A 12640-nucleotide genomic window follows, 5' to 3' on the forward strand; every position below is an offset into this window, starting at 1 on the left:
TTGTCTTATTCGCCGAGCAGGCGGGAGAGGTAGCGGGCCACCGCTCGCACGGCGGCCATGTTGCTCGAATAGTCCATGCGGAGCGGGCCGAGCACGCCGAGACGCGCCAGCTCCGACCCGGATGCGGTGTAGCCGCTCGACAGCACGGAGGTCTCCGCGAGCCCGAACGACGCGTTCTCGCGCCCGATGCTCACCGCCACCCCGTGCTGATCGCCGGCCATCTCGCCGAACAGCTTCAACAGCACGACCTGCTCCTCGATGGCTTCGAGGACGGGGAAGATGCTCCCCGTGAAGTCGTGCTCGGTACGCACGAGGTTCGCGGCTCCGGCCATCACCAGCTTGTCCTGGCGGTTCGCGGCGATCTGCTCCATGAGCGCCGTCGCGACGGGGTCGACCAGCGCCCTGGTGCGCTCGGTCAGCGCATCCGGGAGCTGGGAGAGCCTGGCGGTCGCGTCGCTGAGCGACAGTCCGGCCGCAGCGCCGTTGATGGCGCCGCGGATCTCGGCGACCTCTTCGTCCGACAGCTCGGCGCCGAGCTCGATCACGCGCTGCTCGACGGCGCCGGAATCGGTGATCAGCACGCTGAGCAGCCTGCGCGGCGCCAGCGTCACCAGCTCGATGTGCCGGATGCGCGACCTTGTCACAGACGGATACTGCACGAGCGCGACCTGGTTGGTCAGTTGCGACAGCAGCCGCACGGTGCGCGCCAGCACGTCGTCGAGGTCGACGGACTCGCCGAGGAACACCTCGATCGCCTGCCGCTGCGCCTGACTGAGCGGACGCATCTCGGCGAGGTGGTCGACGAACAGCCGGTAGCCCTTGTCGGTGGGGACGCGCCCGGACGAGGTGTGCGGGGCTGCGATCAGGTCTTCCTCTTCGAGCGCGGCCATGTCGTTGCGGATCGTCGCCGCCGACACGCCGAACGCGTGCCGCTCGACGATGCTCTTCGAGCCGACCGGTTCGCGTGACGCGACGTAGTCCTGCACGATGACGCGCAGCACCTCGAGGCTCCGCTCAGAAACCATGCGACCCGCCTCCCGAAGACCTTTAGCACTCACTGAACCTGAGTGCTAATCATAACGCGCTGACACGCCCACACGATCATTGCCCCGCCGGGAGCGGCGGCAGTACGGTATGCGCACAGGTCCGAATACGTGCCTGCCCCTCACGAAAGGCTCCGACCATGAGTGACCCGAACCAGCCGCCGGTCAACCCGGAAGGCAACGGCGTTCCCCCGCAGCAGCCGAACGTCCCCCCGGCGCAGCCGCAGCAGCCATACGGTCAGGTCCCGCCGCAGCAGCCGAACGTTCCTCCGGCGCAGCCGCAGCAGCCGTACGGTCAGCAACCGCAGCAGCCGTACGGCGGCGCAGGCGCTCCTGCCGCCGCTCCGCTCGACGCGGCGTCCGACAAGCAGTGGGCGTCGTTCGCGCACCTCGGCGGCATCCTCTGGATCCTGCCGTCGCTGATCATCTTCCTCGTCTTCAAAGACCGCGGTCAGCTGACCAACCAGGAGTCGAAGGAAGCCCTCAACTGGCAGATCACCTGGATCATCGTCTGGATCGCCTCCCAGATCGTCGGCGCCGTCCTGGCGTTCACCGGTTTCGGCTGGCTGATCTTCGGCCTGCTCATCCCGTGGATCCTCTACGTCGTGAACCTCGTGTTCTCGATTCTCGGATTCGTGAAGGTGAACAGCGGAGGAACCTACCGCTACCCGGTCAACTTCCGGTTCATCAAGTAGCGCGCAGACCGCGTCCGCAGAGCACCGCCGGAGGACGCCGAGGGACCAGGTCTCTCGGCGTCTTCCCAGTTTCGGCATGTTTGCCCTACTGTTATGGCTGACGATCCCGTCCACGACCCGCCCGGACCCCGGGCGCAGCCAAGGAGAGAACATGTCCGCAACGCCCCCGCCGCCGCCTGGTGCACCGTACGGAGGCCAGGCCCAGCAGCTCAGCCCCTCGGATGAGAAGCTGTGGGCGACCCTGGTCCACATCGGTGGCATCATCTTCAACTGGATCCCGGCGCTCGTCGGCTACCTCGTCCTCAAGGACAAGGGCCCGTTCGTCCGCGCGCACACCGCGACGGCGCTGAACTTCCAGATCACGATCTTCATCGCGTACATCGTGGGCGGAATCCTGACGATCGTGTTCGTCGGCGTGCTGATCATCGCTGCTGCGGCCATCCTGAACATCGTCTTCAGCATCATCGCGGCGATCAAGGCCAACCAGGGTCAGTACTACGTCTACCCGGTGGCGATCAAGTTCGTCAGCTGACGTTCGACCGCTCCGTCGTGCGCCCCGGCTTCCGAGCCGGGGCGTTCGTCGTTTCCGGGGTGTGTGCCGGGCGCGTGTCGTCGGCGCCGGGCGCCGGTGTCAGTCGTCGAGCAGCCTGCGGACGACCGCGTCGGCGAGGAGGCGGCCGGACAGCGTGAGCTCGATGGTCCCGCGGAGCGCGGCCCGCGCATCCACCAGTCCGTCGGCGATCAGCCCGGCCACCGCCGTGCGGCCGTACTGGTCGAGCTCGGCGGTCGCGATCCCGTCCCGGATGCGCGTGAGCAGCAGCACGCGCTCCACGCGCCTGGTCTCCGCATCCAGGGTCTCGCGGCCCGCTGCGGGCGACTCCCCGGCGAGCACGCGGCCCGCGTAGGCGGCGGGATGCTTCACGTTCCACCAGCGGACGCCGCCGACGTGGCTGTGCGCGCCCGGTCCGACGCCCCACCAGTCGTGGCCCTGCCAGTACGCGAGATTGTGGCGGGACCGGTGGTCGTCGTCGGTCGCCCAGTTGCTCACCTCGTACCAGCCGTATCCGGCAGCAGCGAGGCGGGCATCCGCGAGCTCGTACATGTCCGCCTGCAGGTCTTCGTCCGGCTCGGCGACGACGCCGGACTTGATCTGCCTGGCCAGCTTGGTGCCGGTCTCCACGATCAGCGAGTACGCCGAGAGGTGGTCAGGACGGCAGGCGACGGCCGAGTCGAGCGACCGCTCCCAGTCGGCCAGCGACTCCCCCGGCGTCCCGTAGATGAGGTCGAGGCTCACCTGCAGCCCGGCGTCCCTCGCCCACTCGACCACAAGCGGCACCCGCTCCGGATCGTGGGTGCGCTCGAGCGTCGCCAGCACGTGCGGCACGGCCGACTGCATCCCGAACGAGACGCGCGTGAATCCGGCGTCGGCGAGGCTGCGCAGGTAGTCGGCGTCGACCGAGTCCGGGTTGGCCTCCGTGGTGATCTCGGCCCCCGGTGCGAGCCCCCAGGCATCCCGGACCGCGCCGAGCATCCCGGCCAGGTCGGAGGCGGGCAGCATGGTCGGCGTTCCCCCGCCGAAGAACACGGTCGACACGGAGCGGGCGGGCAGTCCGCTGCCGTCGAGCGCTGCGGCCGCGAACGCGACCTCCCGCTGGGCGTGGCCGGCGTATTCGGACTGGGAGACGCCGCGCAGTTCGGTGGCGGTGTACGTGTTGAAGTCGCAGTACCCGCAGCGCACGCGGCAGAACGGAACGTGCAGGTACACCCCGAACGCACGCTCGCCGACACCGTCGAGCACGCTGGACGGCAGCAGTCCGTCGGCGGGTGCAGGGTCGCCGAGGGGAAGAGCGCTCGGCACCTCAGGCCGCCCTGGCGGGAAGCAACGACCGCAGATACCGGGCGGTGTACCGCCGCTGCGCCAGCCGAAGAACGGGCGACGCCAGCCGGTAGAACGTGGTCGACGGCCGGTAGAACGCCCGCACGACGAACCACACCGACCCGTCATCCCTCAGCTCGACGATGAACGCCTCCTCGCCGGACTCCGGATGCCCGTGCAGCGTCCCATACGCGAACCCGGCCCGCTGCGGCTCGTCGATGACGTACACCACCCTGACCGGCGCGGACACGGTCAGCGGCCAGAACGGAATCTTCAGCACGGCGGTCATCCCGTTGGCGATATACGGCGACCCGTCGTCGGCGAAGGTCGCCTCGGACGGCCGGTGCTCCTGCATCTTCGCCGGCGTGCCGTCCGGGTTGAACACGACACCCTCATACTGGACGCCGGTGCCCTCGTGGGTCTCGGTGACCTTGATGCCGCTCCCCCGCTGCACACCCCAGGTCATCAGCGCAGTGACGGTCGACGCGAACCGCTCCTCCCCGCTGCCGATGCGCGCCTGGCGGATGAACGACTTGTAGCCCTTCGGCGGGTAGTAAAGCAGGTCGGCAGCCTGCGTCCCACCGACCGCACCATAGGTGACCGGCTCATCGGTGAACGTGGAGCGACGCATGGTGACAACTTTACTTGGCGCGTTGCGTGCGGGAAAACGCTGCGGATCGGGTGCGGGCGACGATGGCCTACTTCTTGTCCTTCTTCTCCACGTCGCCACTCAGCGCCGCGATGAACGCCTCCTGGGGCACTTCCACGCGGCCGACCATCTTCATGCGCTTCTTGCCCTCCTTCTGCTTCTCGAGGAGTTTGCGCTTGCGGGTGATGTCGCCGCCGTAGCACTTGGCGAGCACGTCCTTGCGCATCGCCCGGATGCTCTCGCGGGCGATGATGCGGGCGCCGATCGCGGCCTGGATGGGGACCTCGAACTGCTGGCGCGGGATCAGCTCGCGCAGCCGGCCGGTCATGAGCACGCCGTACGCGTACGCCTTGTCGCGGTGGACGATGGCGCTGAACGCATCCACCTGTTCGCCCTGCAGCAGGATGTCGACCTTGACCAGGTCGGCCTCCTGCTGGCCGGTGGGCTCGTAGTCGAGAGAGGCGTAGCCGGCGGTGCGGCTCTTCAGCTGGTCGAAGAAGTCGAAGACGATCTCGCCGAGGGGCATCGTGTAGCGGATCTCGACGCGGTCCTCGCCGAGGTACTCCATCCCGAGCAGCGAGCCTCGGCGGCTCTGGCAGAGCTCCATGATGACGCCGACGTAGTCCTTGGGTGCGAGGATCGCGGCCTTCACCATCGGCTCCTCGACCTTGGCGATCTTGCCGCCGGGGAACTCGCTCGGGTTGGTGACCGTGATGACCTTCTTGTCCTCGGTGGTCACCTCGTAGATCACGCTCGGAGCGGTGGTGATGAGGTCGAGGCCGAACTCGCGTTCGAGGCGCTCGGTGACGATCTCCAGGTGTAGCAGACCGAGGAAGCCGCAGCGGAACCCGAAGCCAAGGGCGACGGAGGTCTCCGGCTCGTAGACGAGGGCGGCATCCGACAGCTTGAGCTTGTCGAGCGCCTCGCGCAGCTCCGGATAGTCGCTGCCGTCGATCGGGTAGAGGCCGGAGAAGACCATCGGCTTCGGCTCGGTGTAGCCGGGCAGCGCTTCGGTCGCGGGCTTCGCGGCCGACGTGACGGTGTCACCGACCTTCGACTGGCGGACATCCTTCACGCCGGTGATCAGGTAGCCGACCTCACCGACGCCCAGACCCTTCGAGGGGGTCGGCTCCGGTGCGGAGACGCCGATCTCCAGGATCTCGTGGGTGGCCTTGGTCGACATCATCTGGATGCGCTCGCGCGGGGACAGCTTGCCGTCGATCATGCGCACGTAGGTGACGACGCCGCGGTAGCTGTCGTACACGGAATCGAAGATCATCGCGCGCGGCGGAGCGTCCTTGACGCCCACCGGGGCCGGGATGAGGTCCACGACCCGGTCGAGCAGCGCATCCACGCCCATCCCGGTCTTGCCGGACACGCGGAGCACGTCCTCCGGCTTGCCGCCGATGAGACTGGCGAGCTCTGCGGCGTACTTGTCCGGATCTGCGGCGGGCAGGTCGATCTTGTTCAGCACCGGGATGATCGTGAGATCGTTCTCGAGCGCCAGGTAGAGGTTCGCGAGCGTCTGGGCCTCGATTCCCTGCGCGGCGTCGACCAGCAGGATCGCGCCCTCGCACGCGGCGAGCGACCGGGACACCTCGTAGGTGAAGTCGACGTGTCCAGGCGTGTCGATCATGTTGAGCGTGAACGCCTGACCGTCGTCGTCGCCCCACGGCATGCGCACGGCCTGGCTCTTGATCGTGATGCCACGCTCACGCTCGATGTCCATGCGGTCCAGGTACTGCGCGCGCATGTCGCGCTCGGCGACGACGCCGGTGATCTGCAGCATCCTGTCGGCCAGGGTGGACTTGCCGTGGTCGATGTGGGCGATGATGCAGAAATTGCGGATGAACGCCGGATCGGTCGCGGCGGGCTCGAGGGCCTTCAGAGCTCGTGGTGACATTGTGCTGCGATTCTCCCATGCGGACCGGCGCGTCTCCTATTCGAGGTTCAGGCGAAGCGCTCGGAGCGCTCGACCACGACGCCGGCGCCGTCCTCCCAGCGGTAGACCTCCGTGCCCTCGATGAAGACGCGCTCGGCCCGCGAGTTGACGTCGAGCGGGTCGCCGGACCAGACCACCACGTCGCCGTCGAGGCCGGGCGTGAGGGAGCCGACGCGGTCGTCCAGTTTCAGGAACGACGCCGGGTTCACGGTCAGCGCCTCCAACGCGGTCTCGCGCGGGAGGCCCTCCTTCACCGCGAGCGACGCCTGGTGCACCAGGAAGTTGATCGGCACGACCGGGTGGTCGGTCGTGATGGCGACGCGCACGCCCGCCGCGGCGATCTTCGCGAGGTTGGCGATGGCCCTGTCGCGCAGCTCCACCTTCGAGCGGGAGGTGAACATCGGGCCGAAGATCACCGGGATGTCGCGGTCGGCGATCACGTCGGCGAGCTTGTGCGCCTCCGTGCCGTGGTTGATGACGAGCCGGTAGCCGAACTCGTCGGCGAGGCGCATGGCGGTGGCGATGTCGTCGTGGCGGTGGGTGTGCTGGTCCCAGGCGAGCTCGCCGTCGAGCACGCGCACCAGCGTCTCCTTGCCGAGGTCGCGGGCGAACGGCTTGCCCTCCTTCTCGGCGTCGTCGCGCTGGGCGCGGTAGTTCTGGGCGTCGACGAACGCCTCGCGGATGATCATCGCGACGCCGAGCCGCGTACTCGGGGTGACGTTCTTGCCGCCGTAGACCCGCTTCGGGTTCTCGCCGAGCGCGGACTTCACGCTCACGGCCTCACGCAGCACCTGCTCGTCGATGGTGCGGCCGCCCCACGACTTGATCGCGACGGTCTGGCCGCCGATCGGGTTGCCGGACCCCGGCTTCACGACGATGGACGTGACGCCGCCGGACAGCGCATCCCGGAACCCCTCGTCGTCGATGTTGATGGCGTCGATGGCGCGCACCGCGGCCGTGTTCGGGGTCGTCATCTCGTTCGTGTCGTCGCCGGCGGGGCCATTGGCCTCCTCGTGGATGCCGACATGACCGTGCGACTCGATGAAACCGGGAAGCACCCACTTGCCGCTCGCGTCGACCGTGCGGACGCCATCCGGGATCGCGATGTCCGCGCTGGTGCCGACGGCGGCGATCTTCCCATCCTGGATGAGGACGGTGCCGTTCTCGATCGGGTCACCGGCGACCGGGACGAGGTATGCGTTGACGATGGCGACGGAAGAGGTTGTGGTCATGGCTTCGACCATACGCCTGGGGTGGGGGTGGTGAGGCGGGTGGCCGCGGGTGGCGTGGAGCGGGGCGTCGGAGTGGGCGGGACCACGGGCGGTGCGGTGGCGTGCGCCGAGACGGGCGAGGCCGGCGAATGAATATCACGTGGCGGGAATGGATCGGCGGCGACGGCGTTTCACGGGAGCATGAGCATTCTCCTGACCGGCGCGACCGGCTTCATCGGATCATCCGTCCTCCCCCGCCTCCTCGAGGAGGGTCACAGCGTGACCGCACTGGTGCGCGACGAGGAGAAGGCCGCGCGAGTCGAGGCAGCCGGGGCGACCGCGCTCATCGGCGATGCGAGCGACGCCGAGCTCGTCGAGCGGGCGGCGCGCGAGAGCGACGGGGTCATCCACCTCGCATCGGCCAAGGACGTCGACCCGGTCTTCGTCGACGCCGTCCTGCGCGGCCTCGAGGGAAGCGGCAAGCCGTTCGTGCACACCGGAGGCATCTGGTCGTACGGCTCCAACCCGGACATCACCGAGGACTCCCCCTCCGCCCCGCCAGCGCTGACCGCGTGGCGCCGGGCGACGGAGGAGCGCGTCCTCGCCGCAGAGGGCATCCGCACGGCGGTCGTCGTGCCCGCCGTCGTCTACGGCCACGGCGCAGGAATCGCCAACGTGCTCGTGGATGCGCCCCGCGGCTCCGGCGTCGCACCCGCCATCCGCCTGGTCGGCGACGGCGAGCAGCACTGGACGACGGTGCACGTGGACGACCTGGCCGCGCTGTACGTGCTGGTGTTCGAGAACGGCGACGCCGGCGCGGTCTACCTCGGCGCGAGCGGCGCGAACCCGACCGTGCGCGAGCTCGGCGAGGCAGCGGCGTCGGCGGCCGGTGTCTCCGGCGGCGTTGAGCCGGAGAGCGCGGACGAGACGCGCGCCCGCCTCGGCGCGGACTTCGCCGACGCGCTGTTCCTCGACCAGCAGGCACGCGGAACGAAGGCCCGCATCGACCTCGGCTGGGAGCCGAACGGGCCGACCCTGCTCGACGAGCTGGTGAGCGGGTCGTACGCTCCGGCCGCCGTCGGAGCGGGCACGGCGGACTGAGCGTCCGCCTCATCGACTCCGGGGGTGCTCCGCCTGCCTGACCTCGCGTGCAGCGCCCCCGGACCGGTTTGGCGCAGAGCCCGCTCGCTGGTAAAGTTGTTTGTTGGCTTGCGTGTGGGTTCTTCCGCACGACTGCCGCAAGGCGCCCTCTCTCGCTGAGCGGCTCATCCGAAACTCACTTCGAACGAAAGTAACCACGTGGCAAACATCAAGTCGCAGATCAAGCGCATCGGCACCAACAAGAAGGCCCAGGAGCGCAACAAGGCTGTCAAGAGCGAGGTCAAGACCGCGGTCCGCGCGACCCGCGAGGCCGTTGCAGCCGGCGACAAGGACAAGGCGACTTCGGCGCTGAAGCTCGCTACGAAGAAGCTCGACAAGGCGGCCAGCAAGGGCGTCATCCACAAGAACCAGGCCGCCAACAAGAAGTCGGCGATCGCCAAGCAGGTCGCAGCCCTCTAAGCAGCACCAGCATCCCGGACTCGTCCGGCAGCGAAGAGCCCCCGTCGTGACGACGGGGGCTCTTCGCGTTTGTGGTGGGTGGGTCGGGGCGCGTGGGATCGGGTGGTGGGATCACACGGCCGCGCCTGAGGAAACGGGGGATGTGGTGGATCGGCCGGACGTGCAGGATGGGTCGGACGCGGGCTCAGCCGGGCGTGGCGCGCTGCGTCAGGCGCCGCGGCCGCGGGCGCTGACGATGCGGATCATGCGTTCGAGGGCGAAGACCGGGTCGCGGCCGCCGCCCTTGACATTGGCGTCGGTTTCGGCGAGGACCTCGATGCAGCGGCCGAGGCCGTCTTCCGTCCAGCCCTGGAGGTCGCGTTTGGCGCGGTCGACCTGCCAGGGGGCGAGGCCGAGCTGCTGCGCGAGCTGGCCGGAGCCTCCGCGCGCGCCGGACAGCTTCGCCATCGTCCGGACCTTGCTCGCGAATGCCGCGACCATCGGTACAGGGTCGGCGCCGGACGCGAGGGCGTGCCGCATCGTGACCAGGGCCTCTCCGTAGCGTCCGGCGATCGCAGCATCTGCGACGTGGAAGGCGTTCGTCTCGACGCGGCCTCCGTAATACTTGTCGACCGTCGCCTCGGTGACCTCCGCGGCGGTGTCGGAGATGAGTTGCTGGCACGCCGCAGCCAGTTCGGCCAGATCGTCGGCGAACGCGGAGGTGACCGCGCGCAACGCTCCTGCCGTGATCTTCTTGCCGGCGTTCCGGAACTCCGCCTGGGCGAAGTCGTACTTGTCGGAGTCCTTCTTCAGCTCGGTGCACACCACTTCGATCCCGCCGCCGCCGCCGGCCCGGATGGCGTCAAGCAGCTTCTTGCCGCGCACGCCGCCGCCGTGGCGGAGAACCACGACCGTGCCGTCGGCGGTGCTCGGCAAGTAGTCGAGCATGTCGCTGAGGAACGCGTCGTTGCACTTCTCGACCGCCTCGACCCTGATCAGTCGGGGCTCGCCGAACAGGGAGGGGCTCGCAAGCGTGAGCAACTCCCCCGGCGCGTAGTCCGCCGCGTTGATGTCGCTGATCTCGAGACTCGCGTCCTCGGCCTTGAGAGCGTCGCGCAGCATCCGGATGGACCGGTCGGCGAGGAACCCCTCCGGACCGGACACCAGCACCACCGGCGCCGTCCTGATCTGGTTCCACGCGAGCTGCGGGATGACAGCGCTCGGCGCTCGCCCCTTGCTCGCGCTCGCCCTGCTGCCGCCTCGTGCCGCCACGTTCCTCCTCGGTCCATTCCAGTGTACGGGCGGCCACCGTCACCGGGCGCCGGGGTGGGTGAAGGGGCGCTGACGCGCGAGAGCGCGCGAGCGGTGCGGGCGATGCGGGCGAGGGGAATACAGGTGTCAGTACAGTAACATATCTGTAATATTGTACGTTCAATCCATATGTCGCTTATAGGCTGAACGAGTTGGCTTCCGTCAGCGCCCCAACCTGGAGGAGACTCATGAAGAAGGCCAGAATCATCACAGCGGCGACTGTTGCCGCCGGATTGGCGTTCACGACGCCTGGGATCGCCAACGCTGTGTTGCCGACGACTCCATCAACCATTGAAGCGCGGACTGAGTCCGCCGCCGCGTCCGGGCCGACCAAAGAAGATGTCTTCTCAGCAGTCTTCTTCGGGCGAGGCGACCTCGGGAAGAAGATCGCGCCGGAGCACGGACGTGTCGACACGAACCGAAGCGCGGGCGAGAAGAAGGCTCAAGACGCGCTGTACCAGAAGGTGCTCGAGCACTCCCCAGAGAGGATCGAGAGGCTCCACGCCGCAGCCACAACTGGGTCCCTGACCGATATCAGGAACGAGATCCGCTCGACGTCTGCTGCACTGGTTGATGTCATCGGTGACTCCGGTGAAGTTGTGAACTCCGACGCTAATGGTCGGTGCCTGGTCGTGTTCATCGTTGCAGCCGCGACCGTCGTCGTTTCTGTCTGGGTGACGGTGGACATCGACCAGAGCAAACCGCGGAACTACCAAATGGCTCGGGTCAGCCCGGCCGGTGACATCGCGCTTCAGGAACTCGTTTTCAACTTGAAGGAAGAGGTTGGTCGTACCTAGCTCTATCCTGCGCGTGGGTTAGGGGAATCTGCCCCTGGCTCACGCATCGGCTAACAATGCGGCAAATCATATGAAGCTCTCACTCATCAGTGCAGCACTGTGCGTTGTGCTTGCAGTGCTCGGCATCTACGTGGCAAAGAGCCTTGTCCCCGATGCGATAATTCAACCCCCAGCAGCTCAGATCATCGATACGCAAAAGATAGCCCCTCAGGGTTGGGCCTTCTTCACGCGAGACGCCCAGGAAGAGCAGATCAGCGTTTGGAGAGAACTGGACGGCACGTGGGCAGCGGAGCAGACCATCCCCAACGCCTCGCCGTCCGAGTTCCTCGGCCTTGGTCGCGGCCCCCGGGCGAACGCGATCCAGCAGGGGGCTGATCTTGAGGCCGCGTCGAAAGTGGCCACTCAGTGCGATCCCAAGAGCACGTTCGTAATCACCGTGCACGAGTGCCTCACAAACGCGGTGGCAATAAGGCTGAACCGGAAGGCACTGGCGTGGAAGACCTGCGGTGAGTTTGCTCTGGTGCTTCAGAAGCCACTTCCCTGGGTGTGGGCTTCCAAGGGGGCGGACGAGATAATGCCCGTGTCTCTGCAGAGATATAACGTCGCATGCTGAGATCAGACACGGCGCTCACAAGGCTCCAAACTCCATGGCCAACTGAAGTTTGGCTCAGGGTCCTGGTTGCTCACAATCCGCTCACCAACGTCTACGGTGCCGCACGCTCCTTGATCGCGCTCGCCGCCCTTCTTACCCTGGCTCTCAATCCTCTCGACAACCTGTTCGTAAGAACCTCGGCGGGGACCGCTTCTATGAAGTGTGAGGGGTTCACAGCAACGTCGCTGTACTGTGTTGCCCCGTCTCTTGAGCTTGGCCGCATCATTGCGGTGCTCGTTCTCAGTCTCGTGCTGGTTGGGATCTCCCCGAGGTGGACCGCAGTTCCCTTCTGGTGGGTGCTGTTGAGCTATCAACAGTCTGCAAGCACAATCGAGGGCGGCGACCAGGTCGCATCTATCGTCGCACTCCTCATCATCGTTCCATCAATCATTGACGGGCGATGGAATCACTGGCTTCCGGGAGGCTCCAAACTGGCTGACACGGAGACCGGACGGCTGCTCGCCTTGAGTTTCTTGTTCATGGTTCGGCTCCAAGCATCCATCATCTACCTCGTAGCAGGCGTAGCGAAGGTCGCAGAAACCGATTGGCAGAACGGAACTGCGCTCTATTACTGGATGGGGCACCCCGTATTTGGCGCTCCCGGCTGGCTACAACCGTTCCTGACACCGATTCAGCAAAGTGCGACCATACTTGCTCTCCTTTCGTGGGGAACGATCGCGTTTGAAATCGCTCTCGCTTTCATGCTTTTCGCAACTGCGAGGGTCCGGCTCGTCATGCTTCCCTTGGCGGTAGTGTTCCATCTCGGTATTGCCCTGACCATGGGCTTGACCAGTTTCTCGATGGTGATGATTGCGCTCAACATCGTCTCGCTCCACCCATGGGATTCCCCGCTCAGGAGACCAAAGCTGTTCAGTACTTGGCGTCCCAAAATAAGACTGAGCAGACGCGGAGCATAAGAAGATGT

13 protein-coding genes are annotated in these 12640 nt (G+C 66.9%); 7 read left to right on the plus strand and 6 right to left on the minus strand.

Features of this window, described 5'->3' with window-relative positions:
- Positions 1-5 precede the first annotated feature (5 nt).
- Positions 6-1025 carry a heat-inducible transcriptional repressor HrcA gene (hrcA, locus tag AC1ROC_RS03075; protein WP_085371231.1) on the minus strand — a complete coding sequence of 340 codons (1020 nt, stop codon included), beginning with the start codon at positions 1023-1025 and terminating at the stop codon, positions 6-8.
- Positions 1026-1183: 158 nt separating this feature from the next.
- Between hrcA and AC1ROC_RS03080 the strand changes: the two genes are divergently transcribed.
- Positions 1184-1738, plus strand: coding sequence for a DUF4870 domain-containing protein (locus AC1ROC_RS03080; RefSeq protein ID WP_492998032.1), 555 nt, complete (start codon positions 1184-1186; stop codon positions 1736-1738).
- A 151-nt stretch (positions 1739-1889) separates the two neighbouring features.
- The gene (locus tag AC1ROC_RS03085; protein WP_492998034.1) at positions 1890-2270 is read left to right on the plus strand and encodes a DUF4870 domain-containing protein; all 381 of its coding nucleotides are present in this window, start codon (positions 1890-1892) and stop codon (positions 2268-2270) included.
- Positions 2271-2369: 99 nt separating this feature from the next.
- Here AC1ROC_RS03085 and hemW read toward each other — a convergent pair whose 3' ends face one another.
- The 4 genes from hemW to AC1ROC_RS03105 all read right to left on the minus strand — a co-directional run bounded on the left by hemW (position 2370) and on the right by AC1ROC_RS03105 (position 7437).
- Positions 2370-3596, minus strand: a complete 1227-nt coding sequence (hemW, locus tag AC1ROC_RS03090; protein WP_492998036.1) for a radical SAM family heme chaperone HemW — start codon at positions 3594-3596, stop codon at positions 2370-2372.
- 1 nt (position 3597) lies between these two features.
- Positions 3598-4245: a DUF1990 domain-containing protein gene (locus AC1ROC_RS03095; RefSeq protein ID WP_492998038.1), complete on the minus strand. Its 648-nt coding sequence runs from the start codon at positions 4243-4245 to the stop codon at positions 3598-3600.
- Between the two features lie 67 nt (positions 4246-4312).
- Positions 4313-6166 carry a translation elongation factor 4 gene (lepA, locus tag AC1ROC_RS03100; RefSeq protein ID WP_085371236.1) on the minus strand — a complete coding sequence of 618 codons (1854 nt, stop codon included), beginning with the start codon at positions 6164-6166 and terminating at the stop codon, positions 4313-4315.
- Positions 6167-6213: 47 nt separating this feature from the next.
- Positions 6214-7437, minus strand: coding sequence for an amidohydrolase (locus tag AC1ROC_RS03105; RefSeq protein WP_492998040.1), 1224 nt, complete (start codon positions 7435-7437; stop codon positions 6214-6216).
- A gap of 180 nt (positions 7438-7617) precedes the next feature.
- Between AC1ROC_RS03105 and AC1ROC_RS03110 the strand changes: the two genes are divergently transcribed.
- Both AC1ROC_RS03110 and rpsT read left to right on the plus strand, forming a co-directional pair.
- Positions 7618-8517: an NAD-dependent epimerase/dehydratase family protein gene (locus AC1ROC_RS03110; RefSeq protein ID WP_085371416.1), complete on the plus strand. Its 900-nt coding sequence runs from the start codon at positions 7618-7620 to the stop codon at positions 8515-8517.
- 198 nt (positions 8518-8715) lie between these two features.
- A complete protein-coding gene (rpsT, locus tag AC1ROC_RS03115; protein WP_085371417.1) occupies positions 8716-8976 on the plus strand; it encodes a 30S ribosomal protein S20 in 261 nt (86 codons plus the stop codon).
- 207 nt (positions 8977-9183) lie between these two features.
- On the opposite strand, the gene holA is transcribed toward rpsT, so the two are convergent.
- Positions 9184-10227: a DNA polymerase III subunit delta gene (gene holA / locus AC1ROC_RS03120; RefSeq protein ID WP_492998043.1), complete on the minus strand. Its 1044-nt coding sequence runs from the start codon at positions 10225-10227 to the stop codon at positions 9184-9186.
- Positions 10228-10454: 227 nt separating this feature from the next.
- Between holA and AC1ROC_RS03125 the strand changes: the two genes are divergently transcribed.
- From AC1ROC_RS03125 to AC1ROC_RS03135, 3 genes are all read left to right on the plus strand, one after another.
- A complete protein-coding gene (locus tag AC1ROC_RS03125; RefSeq protein ID WP_492998045.1) occupies positions 10455-11063 on the plus strand; it encodes a sporulation delaying protein family toxin in 609 nt (202 codons plus the stop codon).
- A gap of 70 nt (positions 11064-11133) precedes the next feature.
- Positions 11134-11676, plus strand: coding sequence for an SdpA family antimicrobial peptide system protein (locus tag AC1ROC_RS03130; protein WP_085371419.1), 543 nt, complete (start codon positions 11134-11136; stop codon positions 11674-11676).
- Complete coding sequence (locus AC1ROC_RS03135; RefSeq protein ID WP_085371420.1) at positions 11670-12632, plus strand: sporulation-delaying protein SdpB family protein; 963 nt, start codon at positions 11670-11672, stop codon at positions 12630-12632. Before AC1ROC_RS03130 ends, AC1ROC_RS03135 begins: the two co-directional genes overlap by 7 nt.
- Positions 12633-12640: the final 8 nt, after the last annotated feature.

The organism is Leifsonia sp. GW821-FHT13C05 (assembly GCF_058806515.1).

What these genes read in the sequence shown, in the direction of transcription:
- AC1ROC_RS03095 (WP_492998038.1), bottom strand. Translation starts at nt 4,245, where the DNA reads ATGCGTCGCTCCACGTTCACCGATGAGCCGGTCACCTATGGTGCGGTC.
- AC1ROC_RS03135 (WP_085371420.1), top strand. Translation starts at nt 11,670, where the DNA reads ATGCTGAGATCAGACACGGCGCTCACAAGGCTCCAAACTCCATGGCCA.
- AC1ROC_RS03105 (WP_492998040.1), bottom strand. Translation starts at nt 7,437, where the DNA reads ATGACCACAACCTCTTCCGTCGCCATCGTCAACGCATACCTCGTCCCG.
- AC1ROC_RS03125 (WP_492998045.1), top strand. Translation starts at nt 10,455, where the DNA reads ATGAAGAAGGCCAGAATCATCACAGCGGCGACTGTTGCCGCCGGATTG.
- AC1ROC_RS03110 (WP_085371416.1), top strand. Translation starts at nt 7,618, where the DNA reads ATGAGCATTCTCCTGACCGGCGCGACCGGCTTCATCGGATCATCCGTC.
- AC1ROC_RS03085 (WP_492998034.1), top strand. Translation starts at nt 1,890, where the DNA reads ATGTCCGCAACGCCCCCGCCGCCGCCTGGTGCACCGTACGGAGGCCAG.
- AC1ROC_RS03130 (WP_085371419.1), top strand. Translation starts at nt 11,134, where the DNA reads ATGAAGCTCTCACTCATCAGTGCAGCACTGTGCGTTGTGCTTGCAGTG.
- lepA (WP_085371236.1), bottom strand. Translation starts at nt 6,166, where the DNA reads ATGTCACCACGAGCTCTGAAGGCCCTCGAGCCCGCCGCGACCGATCCG.
- hrcA (WP_085371231.1), bottom strand. Translation starts at nt 1,025, where the DNA reads ATGGTTTCTGAGCGGAGCCTCGAGGTGCTGCGCGTCATCGTGCAGGAC.
- AC1ROC_RS03080 (WP_492998032.1), top strand. Translation starts at nt 1,184, where the DNA reads ATGAGTGACCCGAACCAGCCGCCGGTCAACCCGGAAGGCAACGGCGTT.